Origin of the sequence: Acetobacter malorum, assembly GCF_001580615.1 — a bacterium.
GTDB lineage: Bacteria > Pseudomonadota > Alphaproteobacteria > Acetobacterales > Acetobacteraceae > Acetobacter > Acetobacter malorum.
On record NZ_LHZC01000056.1, the window covers coordinates 37,617 to 62,445 of the forward strand.

General features: G+C 57.4%; 21 protein-coding genes. 4 read left to right on the top strand and 17 right to left on the bottom strand.

Translation table 11 applies throughout. From position 1 onward, the window contains the following. Nucleotides 1-68: 68 nt before the first annotated feature. The 13 genes from AD930_RS14410 to AD930_RS14470 all read right to left on the bottom strand — a co-directional run bounded on the left by AD930_RS14410 (nucleotide 69) and on the right by AD930_RS14470 (nucleotide 14,005). Entirely contained in the window at nucleotides 69-485 is a 417-nt protein-coding gene (locus tag AD930_RS14410; protein WP_244150607.1) for a hypothetical protein, read from the bottom strand. 144 nt (nucleotides 486-629) lie between these two features. Further along, nucleotides 630-1,106: a type II toxin-antitoxin system RatA family toxin gene (locus tag AD930_RS14415; RefSeq protein WP_043552660.1), complete on the bottom strand. Its 477-nt coding sequence runs from the start codon at nucleotides 1,104-1,106 to the stop codon at nucleotides 630-632. Next, entirely contained in the window at nucleotides 1,106-2,080 is a 975-nt protein-coding gene (lipA, locus tag AD930_RS14420) for a lipoyl synthase (protein WP_061506972.1), read from the bottom strand. The genes AD930_RS14415 and lipA overlap by 1 nt, the downstream gene beginning before the upstream one ends. A gap of 131 nt (nucleotides 2,081-2,211) precedes the next feature. Next, nucleotides 2,212-3,621, bottom strand: coding sequence for a dihydrolipoyl dehydrogenase (gene lpdA / locus AD930_RS14425; protein WP_061506798.1), 1,410 nt, complete (start codon nucleotides 3,619-3,621; stop codon nucleotides 2,212-2,214). Nucleotides 3,622-3,644: 23 nt separating this feature from the next. Continuing rightward, a complete protein-coding gene (locus AD930_RS14430; protein WP_061506799.1) occupies nucleotides 3,645-4,907 on the bottom strand; it encodes a pyruvate dehydrogenase complex dihydrolipoamide acetyltransferase in 1,263 nt (420 codons plus the stop codon). Between the two features lie 10 nt (nucleotides 4,908-4,917). Then, nucleotides 4,918-6,285, bottom strand: coding sequence for a pyruvate dehydrogenase complex E1 component subunit beta (locus tag AD930_RS14435; RefSeq protein ID WP_061506800.1), 1,368 nt, complete (start codon nucleotides 6,283-6,285; stop codon nucleotides 4,918-4,920). Between the two features lie 6 nt (nucleotides 6,286-6,291). Then, complete coding sequence (pdhA, locus tag AD930_RS14440) at nucleotides 6,292-7,302, bottom strand: pyruvate dehydrogenase (acetyl-transferring) E1 component subunit alpha (protein WP_061490622.1); 1,011 nt, start codon at nucleotides 7,300-7,302, stop codon at nucleotides 6,292-6,294. Nucleotides 7,303-7,429: 127 nt separating this feature from the next. Beyond that, on the bottom strand, nucleotides 7,430-7,906 hold the full coding sequence (moaC, locus tag AD930_RS14445) for a cyclic pyranopterin monophosphate synthase MoaC (RefSeq protein ID WP_061506801.1): 477 nt from the start codon (nucleotides 7,904-7,906) through the stop codon (nucleotides 7,430-7,432). Between the two features lies 1 nt (nucleotide 7,907). After that, on the bottom strand, nucleotides 7,908-8,774 hold the full coding sequence (trpC, locus tag AD930_RS14450) for an indole-3-glycerol phosphate synthase TrpC (protein WP_043553422.1): 867 nt from the start codon (nucleotides 8,772-8,774) through the stop codon (nucleotides 7,908-7,910). A 2-nt stretch (nucleotides 8,775-8,776) separates the two neighbouring features. After that, nucleotides 8,777-9,898 carry an anthranilate phosphoribosyltransferase gene (gene trpD, locus AD930_RS14455; protein WP_061506802.1) on the bottom strand — a complete coding sequence of 374 codons (1,122 nt, stop codon included), beginning with the start codon at nucleotides 9,896-9,898 and terminating at the stop codon, nucleotides 8,777-8,779. 1 nt (nucleotide 9,899) lies between these two features. Beyond that, nucleotides 9,900-10,496, bottom strand: a complete 597-nt coding sequence (locus AD930_RS14460) for an anthranilate synthase component II (RefSeq protein ID WP_061503088.1) — start codon at nucleotides 10,494-10,496, stop codon at nucleotides 9,900-9,902. A gap of 54 nt (nucleotides 10,497-10,550) precedes the next feature. After that, nucleotides 10,551-12,089, bottom strand: coding sequence for an anthranilate synthase component I (gene trpE, locus AD930_RS14465; RefSeq protein ID WP_061506803.1), 1,539 nt, complete (start codon nucleotides 12,087-12,089; stop codon nucleotides 10,551-10,553). Next, nucleotides 12,086-14,005 carry a peptidylprolyl isomerase gene (locus AD930_RS14470; RefSeq protein WP_061506804.1) on the bottom strand — a complete coding sequence of 640 codons (1,920 nt, stop codon included), beginning with the start codon at nucleotides 14,003-14,005 and terminating at the stop codon, nucleotides 12,086-12,088. The genes trpE and AD930_RS14470 overlap by 4 nt, the downstream gene beginning before the upstream one ends. A 222-nt stretch (nucleotides 14,006-14,227) precedes the next feature. Here AD930_RS14470 and tpiA point away from each other — a divergent pair, with 222 nt between their 5' ends. From tpiA to kdsA, 4 genes are all read left to right on the top strand, one after another. Next, nucleotides 14,228-14,968, top strand: a complete 741-nt coding sequence (gene tpiA, locus AD930_RS14475) for a triose-phosphate isomerase (RefSeq protein WP_043552678.1) — start codon at nucleotides 14,228-14,230, stop codon at nucleotides 14,966-14,968. A gap of 26 nt (nucleotides 14,969-14,994) precedes the next feature. Then, the gene (gene secG, locus AD930_RS14480) at nucleotides 14,995-15,333 is read left to right on the top strand and encodes a preprotein translocase subunit SecG (protein WP_043552680.1); all 339 of its coding nucleotides are present in this window, start codon (nucleotides 14,995-14,997) and stop codon (nucleotides 15,331-15,333) included. A gap of 138 nt (nucleotides 15,334-15,471) precedes the next feature. Continuing rightward, nucleotides 15,472-17,103 carry a CTP synthase gene (locus tag AD930_RS14485; RefSeq protein ID WP_061506805.1) on the top strand — a complete coding sequence of 544 codons (1,632 nt, stop codon included), beginning with the start codon at nucleotides 15,472-15,474 and terminating at the stop codon, nucleotides 17,101-17,103. Continuing rightward, a complete protein-coding gene (gene kdsA, locus AD930_RS14490; protein WP_061506806.1) occupies nucleotides 17,100-17,939 on the top strand; it encodes a 3-deoxy-8-phosphooctulonate synthase in 840 nt (279 codons plus the stop codon). Before AD930_RS14485 ends, kdsA begins: the two co-directional genes overlap by 4 nt. Nucleotides 17,940-18,413: 474 nt before the next feature. On the opposite strand, the gene gyrB is transcribed toward kdsA, so the two are convergent. The 4 genes from gyrB to dnaA all read right to left on the bottom strand — a co-directional run bounded on the left by gyrB (nucleotide 18,414) and on the right by dnaA (nucleotide 24,808). Then, nucleotides 18,414-20,852 carry a DNA topoisomerase (ATP-hydrolyzing) subunit B gene (gene gyrB / locus AD930_RS14495; RefSeq protein ID WP_061506807.1) on the bottom strand — a complete coding sequence of 813 codons (2,439 nt, stop codon included), beginning with the start codon at nucleotides 20,850-20,852 and terminating at the stop codon, nucleotides 18,414-18,416. 109 nt (nucleotides 20,853-20,961) lie between these two features. Continuing rightward, nucleotides 20,962-22,071, bottom strand: coding sequence for a DNA replication/repair protein RecF (gene recF / locus AD930_RS14500; RefSeq protein ID WP_061506808.1), 1,110 nt, complete (start codon nucleotides 22,069-22,071; stop codon nucleotides 20,962-20,964). 37 nt (nucleotides 22,072-22,108) lie between these two features. After that, entirely contained in the window at nucleotides 22,109-23,233 is a 1,125-nt protein-coding gene (dnaN, locus tag AD930_RS14505; RefSeq protein WP_043552687.1) for a DNA polymerase III subunit beta, read from the bottom strand. A 141-nt stretch (nucleotides 23,234-23,374) separates the two neighbouring features. Next, the gene (gene dnaA / locus AD930_RS14510) at nucleotides 23,375-24,808 is read right to left on the bottom strand and encodes a chromosomal replication initiator protein DnaA (protein WP_082781914.1); all 1,434 of its coding nucleotides are present in this window, start codon (nucleotides 24,806-24,808) and stop codon (nucleotides 23,375-23,377) included. Between the last annotated feature and the right edge of the window lie 21 nt (nucleotides 24,809-24,829).

Here is a 24,829-nt window from a genome sequence, read left to right on the forward strand (position 1 = left end):
CCCTCTGACGCTCTTTGCTACACGCTGTCATTGCAGATTAAACTGCATTTTCAGAGTGTTGACGCTTTTTACTGACCAGCAGCCGGAGCGTTAGCCGGCACAGTTGCGGTCGGAACAGCCGGAGCGGCCGGGACTGCAGGAGCCGTCACGTTCGGCATGGTGGGGGCAGCCGGAGCAGCCGGAACCGTAACGCCCGTACCAGCGGCCGGAACAGCAACCGTGGCACCCGGAACAGGTGCAGCAACCGGAGCAGTCGGGGCAGCAGCAAAAGCCGGAGCATTGGCGCGCTGTGCAGCGTTCAGGCTCTGGTTGTTCAGGTCGTCCGTTGCGGAATCACTGTTGGCAGCTTTCGCTTCGGCAACACATTTTGTGCCAGAGCAGTGTGCTGCGTGTTTGTGTGCGTGGTCATGATGCGTAGCAGCAAAAACCGGGCTTGCAGCCAGTGTGGCAGTAACAAGCGCTGTAGCAGCAAAGAATTTTTTCATAAACATCAGTCCTTATCCAAAACGCTGAAGTGCTTTTACAAAAAAGCAACTTTCCAACAGATTAGTAATCTACAGAAAGTTGCGGCCTGTAACAATCACCCAGCGTATTTTAGAGCGTTTAACCTAAACCGTTCTTTTTGAGAACTATTGTGCGACAGGATGCTCTTCCGGCAAGGTGGCTGCTGTCTCTGGTGGCCCGTAAACCTCGCGCGCGCGCCGCAGAAAAGCTGAGACCATAAGGCGGACTGCTTCCCCGAATACAACGCCGATAGCGGCCTGAAGGATGCGGGAGCGGAATTCAAAATCAACAAAAAATTCGACCAGGCAGCCTCGTGGATCCGGGGTGAATTTCCAGACATTCCTGAGGTAGCGGAACGGCCCCTTTTCATACTGCACCATAATGGTGCCAGGCCGGTTAAGCGTAACACGGGAGGTAAAACTCTCCCGGAACGGCCCAAACCCGACAGTCAGGTCCGCCACCAGCTCGGTTGCTGTGCGGGTCCTAACGCGGGCCGCAACGCACCACGGCAAAAACTCGGGATAGCGGCCAACATCTGCAACAAGATCAAAAATCTGGTCGGCCCGATACGCGAGAACACGCTTTTCTGCGTGTTTAGGCATCAGTGCGCTCCCGCCAGACGGGCATTGCGCGTTTGCTGCAGTTCAGCAAAATCGGCATCAGCATGGTAGGATGAACGGGTCAGTGGGCTGGAACTGACCTGAAGAAAACCTTTGACGCGGGCCATGGCGCCATACTCCTCAAACTCAGTGGGGGTGACAAAACGGGCAACCGCCGCGTGTTTCACCGTAGGCTGCAAATACTGGCCCATCGTAATAAAATCCACATCTGCAATACGCAGATCATCCATGACCTGAGCGATTTCCATCCTCTCTTCCCCCAGCCCCAGCATCAGGCCGGACTTGGTGAAGATGGAGCCATCCAGCTGTTTGACACGGTCCAGCAGGCGCATGGACTGGTAGTAACGGGCCCCCGGACGAATGCTTGGATACAGACGCGGCACTGTTTCAAGATTGTGGTTGAAAACATCAGGTCGCGCTTCAACAACAATCTCTAAAGCATTGTTCTTGCGTAAAAAATCAGGTGTCAGAATTTCAATGGTTGTGTCGGGTGCAGCTTCGCGGATGGACGTGATGACCTGTGCAAAATGCCGTGCGCCGCCATCTTCCAGATCGTCCCGGTCCACGGATGTAATCACCACATGGCGCAGCCCCAGTTTGGCAACAGCCTCGGCCACGCGGGCCGGTTCATCCGCATCCAGAGCATGCGGCAGGCCTGTGGTCACATTGCAGAAGGAACAGGCGCGTGTGCAGATTTCCCCCATAATCATCATGGTGGCGTGGCGCTGGGACCAGCATTCCCCAATATTGGGGCAAGCCGCTTCCTCACACACCGTCACCAGACGGTTGTCCCGCATCAGCTTGCGCGTCTCGTGATAGACAGGATGCGTTGGAGCCTTAACGCGGATCCATTCAGGTTTACGGGCAATCGGATTGTCTGGCCGGTGTGCCTTTTCCGGATGGCGGACTTTACTTGCCCCGCCCTTCCGATGATCAATCAAGACGCGTGTAGACATGATATCGCCCGCTCCCACACTCCGGGTTAAAAACAACTGGAACGCTCTTACTCCTGCGTCAAGGTAGAACGCTCCTGGTGGCGTATCAGACGGCATCACACCCACGAGAGCGGCGGCCGCCTGCTTTTCGACTAGAAGTGTAGTGCGCCGTCGTAAGCAGCCAGCACGGCTTCGTGCATGGATTCAGAAATGGTCGGATGCGGGAAGATGGTTTCAGCCAGTTCAGCTTCCGTCAGCTCTCCCGTGCGGGCAATGACGTAACCCTGAATCATTTCCGTCACTTCAGCCCCAATCATGTGGGCTCCCAGAAGCTCACCGGTCTGGGCATCAAAGACGGTCTTCACCAGTCCATCCGGTTCACCCATGGCCAGAGCCTTGCCATTGGCGAGCAGCGGGAATTTGCCGACGCGCACTTTATAGCCAGCCTCTTTGGCGCGGGCTTCCGTATACCCTACAGAAGCAATCTGAGGGCGGCAGTAGGTGCATCCGGGAATTTTTGTAATATCAATAGGATGAACCTGCTTTCCTGCGATGGCATCTACGCACATCACAGCCTCATGGCTGGCTTTGTGAGCAAGCCATGGGGCACCCGCCAGATCACCAATGGCGTACACACCCGGCTCACCCGTGCGGCACAGAGCATCCGTGACCACATGTGTGCGGTCGGTTTTGATCTTGGTGCCTTCCAGACCAATCTTCTCGACATTCCCGACAATCCCGACCGCTGAGATCACGCGATCGACCGTGAACTCTTCGGTCTTGCCGTTGACTTCGACCGGCACGGTGACATCCGTATCGGATTTACGCAGAGGACCGACCTTGGCGCTGGTCAGTACACGCATGCCCTGTTTTTCAAAGGCTTTGCGCGCCAGTGCGCTGATCTCTTCATCTTCCACTGGCAGGATACGCGGTGCGACCTCTACCAGTGTAACCTCAGAGCCCATGTTCCGATAAAAAGAGGCGAACTCGCTGCCGATGGCTCCTGAGCCGATCACCAGCAGGCGGCGCGGCAGAGCATCCGGCACCAGAGCTTCCCTGTAAGACCAGATCAATTTTCCATCGGGTTCCAGCCCCGGTAGGACGCGGGCGCGCGCGCCGGTGGCAAGGATGACGTGCTTCGCCGTCAGCGTAACAGGAGCGCCTTTTTCCGGTGTGACCAGAACTTTACGCTTGCTGCCCGTAACGCCGTCCAGCTTACCGAAGCCTTCAAAAACCGGAACTTTGGCTTTCTTCAGCAGATGCGCGACACCGCCTGAAAGCTGTTGGGATACAGCTCTGGAGCGGGCGACAATTTTCGAGAAATCAAAACCCACCTTTTCTGCACTGAACCCATAGGTGCCGAGGTCATGCAGAAGATGGTTGATTTCAGAGGCGCGCAGAAGAGCCTTTGTGGGGATACAGCCCCAGTTCAGGCAGATTCCGCCCAGATGCTTTGCTTCCACCACCGCGGCAGACAGGCCGAGCTGTGCGGCCCGCAATGCCGCAACATAGCCACCCGGTCCACCACCCACGATGATAATGTCAAAATCCGTTCCGCTCATGGTCGTTTCCTGCAAACGCGATGTTAAAGAACAAGTGTCAGAGGAGATTCGACCACTGACCGGAAGGCCGAGAGCCATTCTGCCGCAACCGCGCCATCTACCACGCGATGGTCAACGGAGAGCGTGACCGTCATGACCGTGGCAATCGCCAGCTCATTTCCCTTCACAACAGGCTGCTTCTTGCCTGCGGCAATGGCCAGAATGGCGGCCTGTGGCGGGTTGATAATGGCGGAGAAGTCACGCACGCCAAACATGCCCATGTTGGAAATGGAGAACGTGCCGCCCTGAAACTCTTCCGGTTTCAGTTTGCCAGCCCGCGCCCGCTTGACCAGATCCTTGGTCTCCTGACTGATCTGCTTCAGGCTCTTCTGGTCAACATGCTTGACGATGGGGGTAATCAGCCCGTCCGGAATGGAGACAGCGATGGAAATATCCACGTTGTCATGCAGGATCATCGCCTGATCTGTGAACGAGGCATTCACGTTCGGCACCCGCTTGAGGGCGATGGCAGACGCTTTGACCAGCATGTCATTAACAGACAGCTTGAAGGCGTCAGGCCCTTCGTCTGGTGATGCTGCATTCAGCTGAGAACGCAGAGCCAGCAGAGCATCCAGTTCAACATCCGCAGAGACGTAGAAGTGCGGAATGGTGCTTTTCGCTTCGCTCAGGCGGCGCGCAATGACCTTGCGCATGCTGGAATGCGGCACGGTGCGGCTTGTGGAAGCCGGAGCCTCAGCCGCTGCTGTGGCCGGAGCTGCCGTGCTTTGTGCTGCAGCGTTGTCCACATCCCGGCGCACGATGCGACCATTCGGACCCGTCCCTTTAATGCGGGAGAGATCCAGCCCTTTCTGGCTGGCAACACGCTTTGCCAGCGGCGAAGCAACAATCCGCTTGCCTGTGGCTGGTTGACCCACGGGTGCAACAGGCGTTGCGGCTGGCGCAGAGGCGGGAGCCGAGCCTTGCGGTGCCGTTGCGGGCTGAGCAACTGGTGCAGGCGGCGCAGAGTTTTTGGGTTTGACCGCTCCGGCTTCCGGCACGGCCTCGCCTTCTGAAACCATAATGGCAATCGGCGTGTTCACCGCGATTTCGTGCGTACCTTCCGGCACCAGAATGCGGCCGAGGACGCCATCTTCAATGGCTTCCACTTCCATGGTCGCCTTGTCGGTTTCGATCTCGGCTAGCACGTCGCCAATCGCAACCTTTTCGCCTTCCGCCTTAACCCAGCGGGCCAGTGTGCCTTCTGTCATGGTGGGTGACAGGGCCGGCATAAGAAGTTCTATAGCCATCTCTTTTTCCTCAGATCAGGCGACGCACGGCTTCAACCACGTGCTCGGGCTGCGGCAGGGCCAGTTTTTCAAGATTGGCGGCGAATGGCATCGGAACATCCACGCCAGTGACGCGTGCCGGCGGGGCATCCAGCCAGTCAAACGCATGCTCAATCACCTGCATGGCGACTTCTGCGCCAATACCGGCAAACGGCCAACCTTCTTCCAGCGTGACCAGACGACTTGTCTTCTTGACACTTTCCACAATCGTGGCCGTGTCCAGCGGACGCAGGCTCCGCAGATTGATGACTTCGGCCTCAATCCCCTGCTGAGCCAGTTCTTCAGCGGCTTCCAGTGCCGTGGTGACCATGATGGAGAAAGTCACGATGGTCACATCCCGCCCTTCCCGCTCAATCTTGGCCTTGCCGATGGGCAGGATGAAATCTTCATCCACCGGACATGGGAATTTGCGTCCGTAGAGAATTTCATTCTCAAGCACAATAACAGGGTTCGGATCGCGAATAGCGGCGCGAAGAAGCCCTTTGGCGTCGGCAGAGGACCAGGGGGCAACCACTTTCAGACCCGGAACGTGGGCATACCAGCTGCCATAGCACTGGGAATGCTGGGCTCCGACGCGTGCCGCTGCGCCATTGGGACCGCGGAACACGATGGGGCAACCCATCTGACCGCCAGACATATACAGAGTTTTAGCGGCGGAATTAATAATATGATCAATAGCTTGCATTGAGAAGTTCATAGTCATGAACTCTACAATCGGCTTAAGCCCCGTCAGGGCTGCACCAACGGCCATGCCGGTAAAGCCATGTTCGGTAATCGGCATGTCAATCACGCGCTTATCACCAAACTCGGCCAGCAAACCCTGAGAAATTTTATAAGCGCCCTGATATTCCGCGACTTCTTCCCCGATCAGGAAAACGTCCGGGTCACGACGCAGTTCGGCCTGCATGGCATCATGCAAGGCTTCACGCACGGTGATTTCCGCTGTCGGTCCCCAGTCTTTTTCCGGCTGGGGAGCGCTCAAAGGAGCCGCAGCCGGTGTTGCGGGCGCAGCAGATGGCTGTGCAGCCGGTTCTTCGGTTGCTGTTGCAGGCTCTGCTACTGCCGGAGTAGCCGCAGCTGCATCAGGAACGGCCTCGCCTTCTGCAACCAGAATGGCAATAGGCGTATTGACGGCAATATCCTGCGTCCCTTCCGGCACCAGAATACGGCCCAGAATACCGTTTTCGACGGCTTCCACTTCCATGGTTGCCTTATCGGTTTCGATTTCAGCCAGCACATCGCCAATGGAAACTGTATCGCCTTCGGCCTTAACCCAACGCGCTAGCGCTCCTTCCGTCATGGTCGGAGAAAGAGCGGGCATTAAAATGTCTGTCGCCATAATCCGTTACGCCTCTAGCAGCACATCTGTATAAAGCTCGGCAGGATCAGGCTCGGGGCTGGTCTGCGCGAATTCAGCTGAATCGTTCACTGTTGCTTTTACGTCATCTTCAATCTTGCGCAGGCTGTCTTCACCGACACCAGCGTCCAGCAGAATCTGGCGCACATGTTCAATGGGATCACGGGTTTTGCGGATCTGATCCACTTCCTCGCGTTTGCGGTATTTTGCCGGGTCGGACATGGAGTGACCGCGATAGCGATAGGTCATCATTTCCAGCAGATAGGGTCCCTTACCTGCCCGGCAATGTGCCACGGCTTCGGCTGCGGCTTCATGCACGGCGGCAATATCCATGCCATCTACGCGCCGGCCGGGAATGCCCCACGGCTCACCATTCCGCCAGAGTTCATGCGACGCGGAAGCGCGTTCCACGCTGGTCCCCATGCCGTAAAGATTGTTCTCAATAATAAACAGGCAGGGCAGTTTATGTAGGGCGGCGAGGTTAAAGCTTTCGTACACCTGCCCCTGATTGGCAGCGCCATCCCCAAAGTAGGCCACGGAGACTTCATCCGTTCCGCGATACTTGTTGGCAAAAGCCAGACCAATGCCCAGCGCAACCTGCGCGCCGACAATGCCGTGTCCGCCGTAGAAATTCTTCTCACGCGAGAACATGTGCATGGAGCCGCCTTTACCGCGGGAATACCCGGTGGCACGCCCCGTCAGTTCCGCCATCACGCCACGCGGCGTCATACCGGCAGCCAACATCTGGCCGTGGTCACGATAAGACGTGATGAGCTTATCACCATCCTTAAGCGTCATCTGGATGCCAACCACTACGGCTTCCTGCCCGATATACAGGTGGCAAAAGCCGCCAATCAGCCCCATGCCGTAAAGCTGTCCGGCTTTTTCTTCAAACCGACGTATCAGCAGCATCTCATGAAATGCGTCCATGAATTGCTCACGGGTTAAGGAGGGGCCGTTTCCTCCCACACGCGCTGTTTTTTCTTGCGCCGCCGCCATCGGTTTTTCCTTTTGTGTTTAAGAACTATGACTGTGAACAATTCGTCTTGCGGATTCAGGATCTATAAAAACGAAACCACCCGCATTTTGCGTCGTTTATCTCTTCAATCCTGCATGATCCTATCAATTATTCCGCATTATAGTCGCCGGACCGTCCCCCGCTTTTATGCAGGAGCCTGATCCCGTCAATCTTCATGCCGCGATCGACCGCTTTGCACATGTCGTACAAAGTGAGGGCCGCTGCACTTACTGCGGTTAACGCTTCCATTTCAACGCCGGTTGCGCCTTTTGTTGTAACAGAAACCGTGATCTCGATTTTGTCATCAGCCGGCAGCAGATCGACCGAGACGCGGCTGAGGGCTAACGGGTGGCAAAGCGGGATAATATCCGCAGTTTTCTTGGCGGCCATGATGCCGGCAATACGGGCAGTCGCCAGCACATCGCCTTTTGGCATCGTCCTTGAAACAATCATGTTCAGGGTCTCTGGCCGCATCAGGATACTCCCCGTTGCAACCGCCTTCCGGTGGGTGTCGGACTTCTCCGAGATATCCACCATGTGAGCATGGCCTGAGGCATCGAGATGCGTCAGCGTCTTTTCAGACACGTCAGGCAAACCCCAGCAGAGCCCGCGCGGCCTGACCGGGGTCGGGCTGACGGAGCAGAGATTCCCCAACCAGAAAACCTGTAACCCCAATCTCGGCCAGAGACATCACATCGCCATGCGTTTTGATACCGCTCTCGGAGACAATAATCCGGTCCGGCGGCACCAGCGGTGCGAGACGTTTTGTGGTCTCAATGTCGGTCTGCAACGTCTTGAGATTACGGTTATTAATGCCGATCAGGAACGTATCGAGGGCCAGGGCGCGGTTCAGTTCGTCCTCATCATGCACTTCCACCAGCACGTCCATGTCCAGCCCTTTGGCGTGGTCCACCAGTGCAAGAGCTTCTTCATCCGTGAGGATGCACATAATGATCAGAATGCAGTCAGCCCCAAGCGCCCGGCTTTCATAAACCTGCCAGGGGTCAAGAATGAAGTCCTTGCGCAGCACCGGCAGAGAACACGCTGCACGGGCGGTCTGGAGGTCTTCATTCTGGCCGTGAAAGCAGGAGCTTTCCGTCAGCACGGACAGGCAGGCAGCGCCAGCCTGCTCATACCCGACAGCAATCTGGGCGGGGTCAAACTCTTCACGCAGGATGCCGGCTGAGGGAGACGCCTTCTTGATTTCGGCAATCAGCCCGACAGTTCTGTCGGCAGCCTTTTCCTTCAGGGCACGCCCAAACCCGCGCGGTGCATCTTTCACATCCTGCGCTTTGGCGATCATCTCTTTCAGAGAGACAAGGGTTGAACGGTGCTCAACCTCAACTCTTGTCCGCGCGCAGATCCGTGAGAGCACATCCGGCAGATGGTCTGCCTGAATACCGGCCTCTACGTCAGAATTTCCGGCAGCGGACGAATTGGGTATTTCGTTCATAATCATCCTGTCATGTCTTGAGCATGCGTACCAGAAGATGATGTACGCAAACCATTGAGCACCGCCAGTGCGGCGCCGTTATCTAGCACGCGGCTGACATCGGCCACGCACTCTCTGAAGGCCTGAGGGTCTATCTGCAAACCCTTCAGGATGGAACGTCGCCCGGCCACGTGCAGGGCGCAGGCCGCGTTCAGCAAAACAGTATCACGATAGGCCCCATGGGCACCACGGAGCAAGGCTTCCAGAACCTGAGCATTGTGCTGCGCATCACCACCCCGAATGGCGGAAACCGGGGCATACGGCAGACCGGCCATTTCTGCCTGTACAACAAGGGAGTGCTTGCTGCCGTTTTCAAGAGCGACGACACGGGTGGGGCCCGCCAGTGTCAGTTCATCAATACCCTGCGTTTCCCCGTCTGGCTGGCCACAAACGGCCCAGACCCGTTCCGAGCCGAGACGATGCAGGACATCAACCACCAGATTCAGCCACTCTGCGGAAAAAACTCCGATGAGCTGATGCTTCACACCGGCGGGATTGACCATTGGTCCCAGCAGATTGAACAGGGTGCGAATACCCAGCGCTTTTCTAACGGGTGCAGCATGCCGCATGGCCGGGTGATGATGGGGGGCAGCCAGAAAAACCAGTTTGTGCAGGTTGAGTTGGCGGGACAGTTCTGCGGGGTCAGCCAGCAAGGGAACGCCCAGAGCCTGGAGCACGTCGGAGGCTCCGGCGCGGGAAGAAACTGCGCGGTTGCCATGTTTTGCTACCGGCACACCAAGAGCGGCCAGCACAAACGCTACGGCTGTGGAGACATTCAGCGTCCCGTAATTGTCACCGCCTGTGCCGCAGACATCAATTGTGTCTGCCGGAATCTGTGGGACCGGGATCATGCGGCGCCTTAACGCCGTGACTGCGCCCAGAACCTCGCCTGCATCTTCCCCCCGCACACGCAGCCCCATCAGGAAGGCCGCGACCCGCTCCGCAGGCAGAGTGCCATCCATGATGATGCCAAAGGCGGCCTCAGCCTCGGCACTGGATAGTGTTTTGCCCTGAGCGAGAGCGTTCAGGATCGTGGTGAAAAAAGCGTCCGGATTTTCCGAAGGGGAAGGTTTGATTTCCGGCATGTCAGGCCGCTGTTTTCTTCTCGTTCCACGCACGCGCTTCCTGAAGGAAGTTCCGCAGAAGATCGTGTCCGTATTCGGACGCAATGCTTTCCGGATGAAACTGTACGCCAGAAATGGGGAACTGCTTATGGCAGACCCCCATAATGATGCCGTCTTCCGTCCAGGCTGTAACATCCAGACTGTCCGGAATGCTTGACGGCTCAAGCGTCAGACTATGATAGCGCGTGGCGTTGAATGGGTTGGGAAGGCCAGCAAAAACGTCCTTCCCGTCATGAAAGACCGGGCTGATTTTGCCATGCATGGGCGTGGGAGCCCGCACCACCTGCGCGCCAAACACCTGCCCGATGGCCTGATGCCCAAGACACACACCAAAAACAGGGATCTTTCCGGCTGCGGCGGCAATCAGGTCACAACAAATCCCGGCCTCATTAGGAGAACACGGGCCCGGTGAGAGCACGATTGCTTCCGGCTTGAGCGCCATGGCGTCTTCTGCCGTCAGAGAATCGTTCCGGCGCACATCGCAGCGCTCCCCCAACTCGCCCAGATAATGGACGAGATTGAAGGTAAAGCTGTCATAATTGTCGATCAGAAGGATCATGGTTTTATGATGACCTTATGGGGCCCACGGGTCAAATGACGGAAGGGCAAGAACTCAGCCTTTGTCCTGTGTAGCATAATGAATGGCTTCTTCTGCTGCGCGGAAAACGGCGCGGGCTTTGTGACGCGTTTCCTCATATTCCAGATCAGGCACGCTATCGGCCACCACGCCACACCCGGCCTGCACATGCATCATGCCGTCTTTAACAACGGCCATGCGCAGACCGATGCAGGTGTCCATATCGCCCCCTGCCCCGAAATACCCGATGCAGCCTGCGTAGGTCGCCCGGCGGCTACGCTCAATTTCGTCAATAATTTCCATGGCGCGGATTTTAGGTGCGCCCGTAAGCGTACCGGCGGGGAATGCGGCAACCAGAGCATCCAGCGCATCCAGATCCGGCCGGATGGTGCCTTCGACATTGGAGGAAATGTGCATGACGTGGCTGAAGCGCTCAATCACAAATCGTTCCGTGACCTTTACTGATCCTGGCTGACAAACACGACCGACGTCATTGCGCCCGAGGTCGATTAGCATCAGATGCTCGGCGCGTTCTTTTTCATCCGCCAGCAGATCCTGTTCCAGCCACAGGTCTTCGGCTTCATCTTTCCCGCGCGGGCGCGTGCCAGCCAGCGGTCGGACCGTCATGGTCCCTTCCCGCAGCCGGACCAGAATTTCAGGCGAGGAGCCGACCAGCGAGAACGTGCCCAGATCCAGATGGAACAGGAACGGAGCCGGGTTGATACGGCGGAGTGAGCGGTAAAGGGCCAGAGACGGCAGCGTAAAGGGTGCTGAAAAACGCTGGCTGGGTACAACCTGAAAGGCATCCCCTGCGGCAATATAATCCTGAATTTTTTCAACAGCCGCGCAGAACTCTTCACGAGAGAACGTTGAGTGCGGTGCTTCAAATGCTGCGGGAAGAGCTGCGTCCGGCATAACCGGCAGTGCGCCAGCCAGGCAGGCGCGTGCGCGGGTCAGAAGTGCTTGCGCTTTATTCCATGCTTCTCCCGCATCTTCTCCTGCTGCGGGCCGGACTGGTGCGGCAAGGATGAGTTCGTCACTGACCGTATCAAAAACGGCGAACAGGCCGGGCCGCATCATGATGGCTTCCGGCAGGTTCAGATCATCCGGTGGCGCATCGGGCAGATGCTCCATCTGCCGCACCATGTCATAGCCCAGATAGCCAAACAGTCCGGCAATCATGGGCGGGAGACCGGCTGGCAGATCAAGCTGTGTCTCACGGATCAACTGCCGCAGAGAGTCCAGCGCCTTTCCGTCCACCGTGCGCACTGTGGTGTCCGGCTGTGCCGGGTTTTCATCCACCGTGACCTGCCCGTTATGGCAGGTCCAGACCAGATCGGGCTTGAGCGCAATAACGGAATAGCGCCCACGGGACACACCGCCTTCAACGCTTTCCAGCAGGAGGGTGTGGCGGCCTGTGCTGCCGTCAAACCCTGCGAGACGGATATACGCGGAAACCGGCGTGAGCAGATCTGCTGGTTCTACGGAAAAAACGATGGACGGCTTTCCGGCCTTCCATGCCGTCTGGCAGGCCTCGCGTGAGGGCGAGGCTGCAATCCGTGCCGTAACGCTCATGGGGTCGTGCTTCCGTCAAACCCAAGGGAGGACAACGTGGCCGTCACCGCCCGCTGATTGATAACAGGCGGAGTGCGTTTGCTCAGGGCTTCGACATAGGAGGCTACGAGGTCATCTCCCGTGGACTGGGCCAGAGCACTTTTCAGGCGCTGGTAAGCCCCCAGATCCGCAGTCGGGTTGGGTGTGGAAACATTCGTGACCGTTGCCACAATGAACTCTCCTGCATCCTCGCCCATAACGGACTGACCGGCCTTCATGCGGGGCAGATAATCCATCAGTTCAGAGGGGATGGCCTTGTTCGGAGCAGCGCGTGAGAAAGTCAGTCCCTTCACAACCGGTGCGCCAGCACCAGCAACGTTGGCGAGGCCGCCTTTTGTCTGCGCTGCCGTGTAAAGCGCTGTCGCCTGTTCATCGGCGGTATGCTTGCGGGCCTCGGCCTGCCATGCGGCCAGAACGTTGGCTTTAGCCTGTTCAAAAGTCAGCTGCGCAGCCGGTGTGATGCTGTCGACTTCAACGGCATACCAGCTATTGTCAGGTCCTTCTGTCAGGTTGGGCTTGCCCCCTTTGGTCTGTGCAAACACCTGCTGCACAATGGCGTCACGCAGCTTGCCGGAAGCCGGAAGCGGTGCCGGGGTGCCATCCTGCGTGTTGCCGTGGGTGTCCAGCGTGCCAGCGGCTGCGGCCGCCCCGATATCTGTCGGGATAGCGTCCAGACCGTTGCCGGCCATGGCGTCCTGCAACTGGCGGCTGCGTTCGCCAACAACAGAGGGGCCTTTGGCGTCACGATACTGCTGAAGGATCTCTTTTTTAGCTACCTCAAAAGGCGTGTCTTTCGGCGGGGTGACTTTTGTGACCTGCAGGACAACCCAGCCACCTTCAGATTTGAAAGGCCCCTGAATTTGATTGAGAGGTGCTGCGAAGACCGCTTTGCTCAGGCTTTCAGAGGGAATGGTGGACGGGCGCGCACCCGGCATTTCAACAGATGCACCGCCTTTTGCGGCGGCCTGAACTGCGGCCCAGTCAGCACCTTTTGTCCAGACATCGGCGACAGCGCGTGCCTGTGCTTCATCCGGCATGGTCACAACCTGCACATCGCGCGTTTCCGGCACGTGATAGCGGTCGCTCTCTTCGTCATAGACGCGCTTCAGATCTTTTTCATCAATAGTGATGGTGTCTGCGACCGTCGCCGGAGAGAGCACGACAACGCGGGCATGACGCAGTTCCGCCGTCCGAAAGTCGTTCAGATGGTTCGCATAATAGCGGTGCAGGGTGGCGTCATCCGGAGCTGCCGGGGTCGGCTGCTCGACGAAGGGAATACGGATAAGGTCAACGGTGCGCGTCTGCAGTCCGAAGTCAGACAGGCGTTTTGCGATCGTGTCAGACACAGTGGCCGCCTGCCCGATGGGCTGCAGCATGGTGCGGCTGGCGAGATCATCACGGATCATCGTCAGAAAACGCTGTTCCGGAATATCGCGTTCCCGCAGGCGGGCGTTCAGAATGTTCCGGTCAAACTGACCATTCGCGCCCTTGAAGTAAGGCAGTGAGAACACTTCATTCCGCACAGCCGAATCAGGGACGGACACCTTGAGTTTGCGTGCGGCTTCCAGCAGTTCAGCCTGCCCTATCAGCCGCTGCAGAACCTGATAGGCAATCTGCTGACGCATGGCAGGAGGCACCTGCGAGGGGTCTGAAACACCCATCTGCTTGGCGATGGTCGGCATTTCTCCCTGCAGAGATTGCCCCAGATCAGCCGAGCTGATGCGCTGCTGGCCAACTTTGGCCACCACATCGGTTTCTGTGCCCATATAGCCGAGCACATCCCCCACACCCCAGCCGATAAAAGCAAGGAAGATGACGATGGCGCAGACACGCCCAAGCCAGGATTCAACAAAAACGCGACGCAGATAGGAAATCATGAACCCAAGGATCCGTTGAGACAGAACACCATGCCACGGGCAAACCCGGGCGCGGCACCATAAGCGGACCAGCCGCTCTTGACCAGCGGTAACGAACCGTTAAGGACCGAAACACGCACACAGCATCTTGCCCCACAGCCCGAGTGTATGGTTTAGCCTGTTCCGACGGCCTCAGTGACGCAACGATGATGCGGGCACAGGCAGCACGGAAGGACGAGGCGTATGACCAGACAGATTATCGTCGGCAACTGGAAGATGAACGGCACCAGCCGTGATTCGCAGGCGCTTGTTGAAGCTCTGCTGGCAGGGCTCCCGGCGACTGTGCCGGATATTGTAACCTGCCCGCCCTTCACGCAGCTTGCGCTGCTGGCAGACAAGCTGAAAGGCTCGCCCATCGCTCTGGGTGCGCAGGATTGTCATAAGGATGTATCCGGCGCGCATACAGGGGATATTTCTCCCGCCATGCTGACGGACCTTGGCGTCTCTTACGTTATTCTGGGCCATTCCGAACGGCGGCAGGAACACGGTGAGCTGGACGAAACCGTGCGAGAAAAAGCGGTTGCGGCCACAAAAGCCGGCCTGACCCCCATAGTCTGTATTGGTGAGACGGAAGACCAGCGTGAAAGCGGTGAGCATTTCGACACGCTTGGCTGGCAGATCAAAGGCTCCCTGCCCGACAATTTCTCTGGTATTCTGGCGTATGAGCCGATCTGGGCCATTGGCACAGGCCGTGCCGCCACAGAGGACGAAATTGCCGAAACCATGAAATTCCTGCGTGAAGAGTTGGTTCGTCAGTTTGGCGAGGCTGGCAAAACTGTCAGGATTCTGTATGGTGGCTCCGTTAATGCCAAGAATGCGGCTTCCATTCTGTCGATTGCAGATGTAGCAGGTGCCCTTGTAGGGGGTGCCAGCCTGAATGCAGAGGCATTCCTATCCATTATCGGCGCGGCTTCTGCTGCCTGATTTCCGCACTTTATCGGGAACTCGACATGACCACAGCCCTGCTGATTCTGCATATTTGCGTGACCATAGCCCTGATTGGCACTGTGCTGATCCAGCGCAGTGAAGGGGGCGGCCTCGGCATTGGCAGCAGTCAGGGCATGGGGGCATTCATGTCCGGCCGTGGCACGGCCAACCTGCTGACGCGCACCACAGCAGTGCTCGCCGGGCTGTTCATGCTGCTGTCTCTGGTGCTGGCGATTCTGAACCGTGGGTCTTCCACCGGTGCCGGGCATGACATTCTGGCGCAGCCTCCTGCGCCGGCTGCTGTCACGGCCCCTGTTCAGCCTGCCGCACCGCCGGCTGCTCCTGCACCGTCCAAACAGTAACATGTTTCCCGCTCTCTCCCTCCTTCCCGGAGCCGGAGAGAGAAAGAGTCTTTATTCCTCTGCGCTTGCATAAAGCTGCGGAGGAATTTTTGTGTCCATCTTTACCCACCCGGCTTTGTCCGTGTAGGAAGTCTGTTCATGACCCGTTTCGTATTTATCACCGGCGGTGTGGTGTCCTCTCTTGGGAAAGGCATTGCGTCAGCGGCTCTCGCTGCACTCCTGCAATCGCGCGGCTATAAAGTCCGCCTGCGTAAGCTTGACCCCTATCTGAACGTCGATCCCGGCACGATGAGCCCGTATCAGCACGGGGAAGTGTTTGTCACCGATGACGGGGCCGAAACAGACCTTGATCTGGGCCACTATGAACGCTTCACCGGCGTCAATGCCACCAAGGAAGACAACACCACCACCGGTAAAATCTATTCCGATGTCATCGCGCGCGAACGCCGCGGGGACTATCTGGGTGCCACGGTGCAGGTTATCCCGCACATTACCGATGCCATTAAAGACATCGTGGTTGCCAATACGGATGATGTGGATTTCGTGCTGGTCGAAATTGGCGGCACGGTTGGGGATATTGAAAGCCTTCCGTTCCTTGAGGCCATTCGTCAGCTGCGCAACGACCTTGGTCCGGATCAGACCATGGTGGTCCACCTCACGCTGCTGCCGTGGATCCCGTCTGCTGGTGAACTGAAGACCAAGCCGACCCAGCATTCCGTCAAGGAACTGCAGAATGTGGGTATTCAGCCGCAGATCCTGCTCTGCCGTTGTGACCGCGCTATTCCGGACACCGAGCGCCGCAAGATTGCCAACTTCTGTAACGTCCGCCCCGAAGCTGTGATTGCCGCGCGGGACGTGGATACCATCTATTCCTGCCCCCTCGCCTATCATGCTGAAGGCATGGATACCGAGGTTCTGCGCTATTTCGGCCTGCCCCACGCAGAAGAACCCGACTTGTCCGGTTGGGAGAAAATTGTGGATGCCATCCGTCGTCCGGATGGTGACGTCCGTATTGCCGTGGTTGGAAAATATACAGCCCTGCTCGACAGCTATAAGTCTCTGAACGAGGCCCTGCTGCATGGTGGCATTGCACACCGTGCGAAAGTGAAGCTGGACTGGGTAGAAGCTGAAACGCTGGAAGAGTCTCCGGAAGCTCTGGAGCGCCTGTCCACCGCACATGGTATTCTGGTGCCCGGCGGATTTGGCGAACGCGGTTCCAAAGGCAAGATTGCCGCAGTACGGTTTGCTCGTGAGCGCGGCATTCCCTTCCTTGGTATCTGCTTCGGGATGCAGATGGCGGTGATCGAATGCGCTCGTAATCTCGCCGATCTGCCGAATGCGTCTTCCACCGAATTTGGTGAAGCTGATGAACCGCTGGTTGGCCTGATGACGGAATGGGCGCGTGGTAGCGAGCGTCTGCGCCGGAGTGAAGGCGGAGAACTGGGCGGCACCATGCGGCTTGGCGCTTATCCGGCCACGTTGGTGGAAGGGTCTCGTGCTGCAGAAATTTACGGCACAACGAACATCCGTGAACGTCACCGTCACCGTTATGAAGTGAATATTCACTATAAGGACCAGCTCGAGAAAGCCGGTCTGAAGTTCTCTGGCCTGTCTCCCGATGGGATTCTGCCGGAAGTGGTCGAGTATCCCGATCATCCGTGGTTTGTGGCGGTGCAGTATCATCCGGAACTTAAGTCCCGCCCTTTTGCTCCGCACCCCCTGTTTTCCGGATTTGTGGGCGCAGCACTTGAAAAGGCACGCCGCGCATGACGCACGCTGCAGCACATAACTTTCAGCTTCAGTCTCTGATGGTCGGGAACGATCAGCCTTTTGTGCTGATTGCCGGACCTTGTCAGATTGAATCCGCGGCTCATGCCATGGAAACGGCAGTCGCACTGAAAGAACTGTGTGCTGCGGCAAATGTTGGGCTGATTTACAAAAGCTCGTTTGACAAGGCCAACCGCACCAGCCTGTCCAGCGCCCGAGGCATTGGCATGAAGGATGGTCTGGCCATTCTGGCGGATATCCGGAACAGCCTGAATATTCCGGTGCTGACAGATGTTCATGCTCCGGAGCAATGTGCTCCGGTTGCGGAAGCTGTTGATGTTCTGCAAATCCCGGCATTTCTGTGCCGTCAGACAGATCTGCTTCTGGCTGCGGGCAAAACCGGCGCTGTGGTGAACGTCAAAAAAGGCCAGTTTCTTGCCCCGTGGGACATGCAGCACGTGGCGGCCAAAATTGCCTCTACGGGCAACCAGCGCATCATGCTCTGTGAGCGTGGAACCAGCTTTGGTTACAATACGCTGATTAACGACATGCGGGGTCTGCCCATTATGGCGCAGACAGGGTATCCCGTTGTCTATGATGCCACACACTCCGTGCAGCAGCCAGGTGGCCTGGGTGGCTCTTCAGGCGGGCAGCGGGAATTTGCCCCTATTCTCTCCCGCGCTGCGTTGGCGATTGGTGTGGCGGCCCTGTTTATCGAGACCCATGAAGACCCGGACCGTGCTCCCAGTGATGGCCCCAACATGCTGCCCATCAAAACTCTCCCGGCCCTGCTGAAACAGTTCCGCGAGATTGATCAGCTAATCAAAGCCGGCAGCTAACACTTACTCACGATCTGCCTACCCGGCAGCAGTCGCGTTTGAAGAGCGGAAAGAAGGTCATCCGGCCAGCTTTCCGCTCTTTTTTGTTGTGGCGGCTTCATTCTGGCAGTGTGATTGATTTGGCGCACGATCAGGTTCTGGTGGCCGGACCAATCAGATATTTCCATAGTCCGCGTGGATAGCCAGAGCCATATTTCTTCCTTTTCTACACCTTTCTTACTGATCGGCTCTTGCTGGTGTCGGATTTCCAAAGACGTGCCGAACTATAATTTTATGGTGGGTCTCAAGGGTGTCGCTGGTTGGTCTCCACTGTACCGATACGGCTTTTATTTCAGGCGTAATTTATCATAAGGGGCATAGCGTCATGCAGGCGCTATCGCCGCAAGCTGCCAATGTTTTTACAAGAAGAACGCAAAAAAATGGGGAGCCGTAGGGGCTCCCCATAAAAGAAGACAAGCGTGAAAGCCCGCTGCCTTACACGTCCAGATTGGCGACTTTCAGCGCATTACCAACAATAAAGTCACGACGGGGTTCCACCACATCACCCATCAGGGTGGTGAACACCTGTCCGGCTTCTTCAACGTCCCCAACTTTAACCTGAAGCAGAGTGCGCATGGCCGGGTCCAGTGTAGTTTCCCACAGCTGTTCATCGTTCATTTCGCCCAGACCTTTAAAGCGGTTGATGGCAAGGCCACGCCGCCCTTGTGCCAGCAGACGCGTATAGAGTTCAGACGGCCCTTTCAGCGGCAGGTCTGTGCTTTCCAGACGCAGGCTGACACCAGTGCCGAACTCACGCACCAAACGCTCCAGCTGGTTGGTGAGCCAGCGCGCATCGCCACCGGCTAGCATGATGGGGTCAATCCGGTAGACTTCACCCACGCCACGCACGCTGCGAGCCAGTTCCAAACCATCCGTGCTGGCAACAGCTTTCCAGCCACGTTCATTTTCAGCGGAAGCGGCATCCAGACGCTTCTGAAGGTCAGGAATACGCTGCTGGAGTGTTTCCAGATCAGATGTCAGAGCGCCAGCCAGCGCTGCCTGCTCAATAATCCAGCTCGGCACGCGGTTGGACAGACGAGAAATAGCCTGCGTCGCCTGCCGGATAAACGGCAGATCGGCTTCCAGATCAGCTCCGGAGACGACTTTGCCGTCCGCATAAACAAAGGATGCGTTATTCAGAGCTTTATCCAGAAGATACTGCTCCAGAGCCGCATCGTCTTTCAGGTAGCGTTCTTCATTACCGCGTTTGGCACGGTAGAGCGGCGGCTGAGCGATATAGAGATAGCCGCGTTCAATCAGTTCCGGCATCTGACGGAAGAAGAAGGTCAACAGAAGCGTGCGGATATGGGAGCCGTCCACGTCAGCGTCAGTCATAATGACGATGCGGTGGTAACGGAGCTTGTCGATAGAGAAACCGCCCTGATCGGCCTCGCCGCGACCAATGCCGGTGCCCAGTGCGGTAATCAGTGTGCCGATTTCCGCAGAGCCGAGCATCCGGTCAAACCGGGCGCGCTCCACGTTGAGGATTTTACCTTTGAGCGGAAGAATAGCCTGAAAGCGGCGGTCGCGTCCCTGCTTTGCGGTCCCACCTGCGGAGTCACCCTCAACGATAAAGATTTCAGCTTTAGAAGGATCACGCTCCTGACAGTCAGCCAGCTTGCCGGGCAACGAGGAGATATCCAGCACGCCTTTCCGGCGCGTCAGTTCACGGGCTTTGCGGGCGGCTTCACGCGCAGAGGCAGCATCCAGCACCTTGCCAACAACAATTTTGGCTTCCTTGGGGTGAGTTTCAAACCAGTGGCCGATCATATCGGCTGCGGCCGCGTGCACCACTGGCTGCACTTCGGAAGAGACCAGCTTGTCTTTGGTCTGGGAAGAGAACTTCGGGTCCGGCACTTTGACGGACAGAACAGCCGTCAGGCCTTCACGCATATCTTCACCCACCAGAGAATGGGCGTCTTTCTTGGCAATGCTTTCAGCATATTTGCCGACAATACGCGTCAGCGCCTGCCGGAACCCGGCCAGATGGGCTCCACCGTCACGCTGGGGGATGTTGTTGGTGAAGCACAGCATCGTTTCGTGGAAGCTGTCATTCCAGCTTAGTGCGAACTCAACCTTGATGCCGTTATCCGGGTTTTCCATGCTGCCCGTAATAGGCGGCGTGACAATCGGGGTGCGGGAGCGGTCAAGCCACTCCACAAAGGCTTCCAGACCGCCTTCATAATAGAAAATTTCTTCCCGCACATCTTCTGTGCGGGCATCGCGCAGAACAATTTCGAGGCCAGAGTTCAGGAAGGCCAGCTCACGCAGGCGGCGTTCCAGAATGGCAAAGTCAAAAACTGTTCTGGGAAAAGTTTCGCCGCTTGGCTTGAAGGTGACCTGTGTGCCACGCTCTTCGTCAGACGGGCCGACGACTTCCAGAGGCCCTTCCCGCTCACCATGGCGGAAGCGGATGACATGCTCCTGCCCGTTACGCCAGATACGCACTTCCATGGATTCAGAAAGGGCGTTCACCACAGCAGCACCCACGCCGTGCAGACCGCCGGAAACCTTGTAGGAATTCTGGTTGAACTTGCCGCCAGCATGGAGGCGCGTCAGCACGACTTCTGCAGCGCTGATCCCTTCTTCAGTGTGCATGTCGGTCGGGATACCGCGGCCGTTATCCCGTACTGTTACGCTGCCATCGGCATTCAGGGTCAGGATACAACGGGTTGCGTAGCCGGCCTGGGCTTCATCAACCGCGTTATCAATAATTTCAAACGCCATGTGGTGCAGGCCGGAGCCGTCATCGGTATCACCGATATACATCCCTGGCCGCTTACGGACGGCGTCTAGCCCTTTCAGCACAGAGATCGACGCGGCGTCATACTCTTCCATTCCGGTGGATGGTGTGGGCTGAGAAAGGTCTGTCATATGGTAACGGTACTCCGGAAAAGAAGAATAGGACCTGATGTTGTCTTATACTCCGGCCAGCGCAGTCCGACCAGATTGGAAGCTCTCTTTTATGGGATTGTTTCTCGATTTATCCGAGAAATTCTCCATGTTTTAGTGCGACAAATCGGGCCTGCGCTCGTAAATCCTCAAAAGGTGCTTCATCAGTTCCGGTCAGGATCACGGTGGTGCGGAAGTCTTTGACAATTTCCAGCAAAGAGCCGCGTCGATTGCGGTCCAGATGCACCAGCGGTTCATCCAGCAACAGGACTGGTGGTGTGCCACGATAATCTTCCACCAGTCGGGCATGGGCCAGCACTGTGCCCATCAGAAGGGTCTTTTGCTGACCTGTGCTGGCGGTGGCCGCAGCCAGGCCTGTTTGCAGATCAGAGAGCCGGAAATCTGTGCGATGCACGCCAAACGTCGCCCGACCGCGCTCCCTGTCCTGCTGCCGGTTGGCCGCAAACTGCTCGCGGAGCCAGTCTTCCACAGCCAGTGCAGGATTATGTTCAAGCTGCTCAGCGACACCACAAAGCAAAGTGACATTCACGCCGGGGAACGCACCCAGACTGGACTGCGCAAAGAGGCAGAGCTGTTGCACCATCTCGCGTCGACCAGCCGCAACGGCCACGCCGTGCCGGGCCATGGAGGCTTCCAGCCCGCTTAGCCATGAAGCTTCGGAAAAACGGGTTTGGAGCAGCCGGTTCCGCTGCGTCATGGCGCGGTCATAGGCCAACAGTTCACGCGCATGGTGTGGGGTGACCGCCATGACCAGCCGGTCCAGAAAGCGCCGCCGGCCAGAAGTGCCCTCGCTGAACAGACGGTCCATTTGAGGCGTGATCCACACAGCGGAGAGCGTATCGTCCAGCGCATCACGATTACGGACCTGCTGGCCATTCAGCAGATAGACGCGGCGTGCAGCCTCTCCCACGCCGGCCATGCCAGTGCCGAGTTCCAGAACGTCCTGACCAAAGGAAAAGCGGCCAGAAATGCCCCAGCTTGCTGCGCTGTCGCGGCCCAACTGCGCTAACGGCGCGCCACGTAATCCACGCCCCGGCGTCAGGAGAGACAACGATTCAAGCAGGTTGGTCTTGCCGCTCCCGTTCTCGCCGGTGAGCACAACAAGAGAAGCGTCTGGTGACCACACCAGACGCTCATAGTTACGAAATTCGGAAAGGGTCAGTTTAAGAAGCTGAGCCACTTTTTACCCGATAAGGCTCAGAATAACGCCTATCGTCTTAAACGCGCATTGGCATCAGCACATATAGTGCTGAGGGGCTATCGACATCACGGACAATGGTAGGTGCTGAGCTGTCAGAAAATGCGAACTCAACGTCTTTTTCCACCTGATCGGTAATGTCGTTCAGGTAACGGGCCTGAAAGCCGATTTCCAGAGATTCCGCATCATAGGAAATTCTGGTCTTGTCCAGCTCTTCCGTCGCCACGCCCTGTTCGGGGCTGCTGGCAGAAAGAGTCAGCAAGCCGGGTTCCAGCGCCAGTTTAACCGGACGAGACCGCTCCTGACTAATAGCTGCCACACGAGCCACTGCATCCGAGAAGTCTTTTTTGCCAACGCGTAGAATACGCTTGTTGTTCAGCGGAATCACCCGGTCATATTCCGGGAAGGTCCCGTCAATCAGCTTGGAGGTCAGCATGACCGGGCCAGCCGTGAACTGCACGCGGGTTTCCGAGAGGGCAACCTCGATTTCTTCCGGCGCTTCATCAATCAGCTTGCGCAGTTCCGCCACCGTTTTGCGCGGAATAATCACGCCCGGCATGGTTTCTGCACCGGCAGGGAGTTCCGTTTCCACGCGCGCCAGACGGTGTCCGTCCGTTGCAACGGCGCGGAGCAGCTTTCCGGCGTCCGTATCGGCAGCATGGAAGAAAATACCGTTCAGGTAATAACGCGTTTCTTCGGTGGAGATTGCGAACCGGGTCCGGTCGATCAGGGAGCGCAGCACCCCTGCCCCGACTTTGAAGTGACACGGCAGATCACCCGTGCCCATGGACGGAAAATCATCAACACTCAGCACGTTCAGCCGGGTGGAGTAGCGGTCTGCACGGAGCAGCAGCGGCCCTTCACTGTCGGCCTGATCCAGCTCGACTTCCACGCTGTCCGGCAGTTTGCGGACAATTTCATACAGAACCGACGCCGGAACAGTGGTTGCGCCATCCCGTTTGATGGTCGCCGGAATTTCTTCCACCACCTCGATTTCCATATCGGTGGCTTTAAGGCTCAGTCGCCCGTCCGCCGCCTGAATCAGAACGTTGGCAAGAATGGGGATGGTGTTACGCTTTTCAGCAACACTCTGGATGTGTGCCAAAGCTTTGAGCAGTATTGCGCGCTCAGCTGAAAACTTCATCTATGCCTCTTTCCTGCATGACCGGCCCCACGCAGGAATTCAGGCGGGCCGGGATCTATCCTGTTGAAAACTAACAGCAGTAACGGTGCAGTCAATCTTTGAGTGCCTGCCTCCTGTGTGAGAGTGCAGGCACTGGTTGGTCTAGCTTTCCAGCATCCGACGCATCAGTTCGACATCCTCTGCAAAAGCCGGATCCCGCTCCATCAGTTCCGCAACGCGCGAGACGGCGTGCATGACGGTTGTATGGTCGCGGTTGCCGAATTTGCGGCCAATCTCGGGCAAAGAGCGGCTGGTGAGCTGTTTGGCCAGATACATCGCCACCTGCCGTGGCCGGGCAACGGCTCGGGCGCGGCGTGCGGATGACATATCCGTCAGGCGGATATTCCAGTGCTCGGCCACCCGCTTCTGAATTTCCTCAATCGTCACACGGCGATCATGCGCCTTGAGGATGTCGTGCAGAACGTCCTGCGTGGCTTCCAGCGTAACCGGGCGGCCAAACAGATTGGCATGAGCAATCAGGCGGTTGAGAGCGCCTTCAAGCTCACGCACGTTCGACGTGATCTTATGGGCGAGGAATTCCAGAACTTTACCGGGCACAACCACGCCGGACGCCGCAGCTTTGGATTCCAGGATGGAAATGCGCAGCTCAAACGTGGTGGCATGAATATCGGCCACCATCCCGCAGCCCAGCCGGGTCCGCAGACGATCTTCCAGACCGGACAGATCAGACGGCGATTTATCCGCAGACACCACAATCTGCCGTCCGGCATCCACCAGCGCGTTGAAGGTGTGGAAGAATTCTTCCTGCGTGTTATCTTTGCCGATCAGGAACTGAAGATCATCAATCATCAGCACATCCACGGAGCGAAGCTGTTCCTTGAACTCCATGGTCGATTGAGACCGGATGGCCGCAATGAAGCGATACATGAACTTTTCAGCAGACATATAGGCAACGGAGACATTGCCGCTCTGCACCAGTTCCGCGCCGATGGCATGCATCAGATGCGTTTTACCCAGGCCCACGCCGCCATATAGAAAGAGCGGGTTGAAGCCGACGCTGGAGGGTTTTTCTGCGACCCGTCGTGCGCAGGCATAGGCAAATTCATTCGGTTTCCCCACCACAAACGTATCAAATGTAAAGCGGGTATCCAGTGTGGTGACGAGGTCACTCCGCACTTCCGGCGCGCTGCGAGGGGCATCTTCCACTTCAATGCTGGGGGCAGCAACGGGGGCGTCCTCGGTGGCGAGCACAAGCGGCGGTGCCGCCGGGTCACCCGGGCGTGCGACCTGAAGTTCGACCCGGCGAATGGCGGGCAGAACCTGATTCCATAATTCGCTCAGGCGGTCGCCATACTGGCTCCGCACCCAGTCACGCAGAAAGCGGGTGGGAAGGAGGAGTGTAATCTCATCACCATCCACAGGCCCCAGCGCGATCTTGGTCAGCCAGGTACGGTATTCAACCTCCCCGACTTCCCCTTTCAGCCTTGAACAGATCTGTAACCACGATTCCTCAAGCGCCTTGCCATCCTCAGCTTGGGGGAAAGCCCTTTCGTCATCGTCCACTCCGATTGTCATCTACGCTCCCGAGCGGTCATA

Excerpts from the sequence above, each read along its gene's own strand:
- AD930_RS14410 (WP_244150607.1), bottom strand. The coding sequence starts at position 485 with ATGAAAAAATTCTTTGCTGCTACAGCGCTTGTTACTGCCACACTGGCT.
- AD930_RS14415 (WP_043552660.1), bottom strand. The coding sequence starts at position 1,106 with ATGCCTAAACACGCAGAAAAGCGTGTTCTCGCGTATCGGGCCGACCAG.
- lipA (WP_061506972.1), bottom strand. The coding sequence starts at position 2,080 with ATGTCTACACGCGTCTTGATTGATCATCGGAAGGGCGGGGCAAGTAAA.
- lpdA (WP_061506798.1), bottom strand. The coding sequence starts at position 3,621 with ATGAGCGGAACGGATTTTGACATTATCATCGTGGGTGGTGGACCGGGT.
- AD930_RS14430 (WP_061506799.1), bottom strand. The coding sequence starts at position 4,907 with ATGGCTATAGAACTTCTTATGCCGGCCCTGTCACCCACCATGACAGAA.
- AD930_RS14435 (WP_061506800.1), bottom strand. The coding sequence starts at position 6,285 with ATGGCGACAGACATTTTAATGCCCGCTCTTTCTCCGACCATGACGGAA.
- pdhA (WP_061490622.1), bottom strand. The coding sequence starts at position 7,302 with ATGGCGGCGGCGCAAGAAAAAACAGCGCGTGTGGGAGGAAACGGCCCC.
- trpC (WP_043553422.1), bottom strand. The coding sequence starts at position 8,774 with ATGAACGAAATACCCAATTCGTCCGCTGCCGGAAATTCTGACGTAGAG.
- trpD (WP_061506802.1), bottom strand. The coding sequence starts at position 9,898 with ATGCCGGAAATCAAACCTTCCCCTTCGGAAAATCCGGACGCTTTTTTC.
- AD930_RS14460 (WP_061503088.1), bottom strand. The coding sequence starts at position 10,496 with ATGATCCTTCTGATCGACAATTATGACAGCTTTACCTTCAATCTCGTC.
- trpE (WP_061506803.1), bottom strand. The coding sequence starts at position 12,089 with ATGAGCGTTACGGCACGGATTGCAGCCTCGCCCTCACGCGAGGCCTGC.
- AD930_RS14470 (WP_061506804.1), bottom strand. The coding sequence starts at position 14,005 with ATGATTTCCTATCTGCGTCGCGTTTTTGTTGAATCCTGGCTTGGGCGT.
- tpiA (WP_043552678.1), top strand. The coding sequence starts at position 14,228 with ATGACCAGACAGATTATCGTCGGCAACTGGAAGATGAACGGCACCAGC.
- secG (WP_043552680.1), top strand. The coding sequence starts at position 14,995 with ATGACCACAGCCCTGCTGATTCTGCATATTTGCGTGACCATAGCCCTG.
- AD930_RS14485 (WP_061506805.1), top strand. The coding sequence starts at position 15,472 with ATGACCCGTTTCGTATTTATCACCGGCGGTGTGGTGTCCTCTCTTGGG.
- kdsA (WP_061506806.1), top strand. The coding sequence starts at position 17,100 with ATGACGCACGCTGCAGCACATAACTTTCAGCTTCAGTCTCTGATGGTC.
- gyrB (WP_061506807.1), bottom strand. The coding sequence starts at position 20,852 with ATGACAGACCTTTCTCAGCCCACACCATCCACCGGAATGGAAGAGTAT.
- dnaN (WP_043552687.1), bottom strand. The coding sequence starts at position 23,233 with ATGAAGTTTTCAGCTGAGCGCGCAATACTGCTCAAAGCTTTGGCACAC.
- dnaA (WP_082781914.1), bottom strand. The coding sequence starts at position 24,808 with ATGACAATCGGAGTGGACGATGACGAAAGGGCTTTCCCCCAAGCTGAG.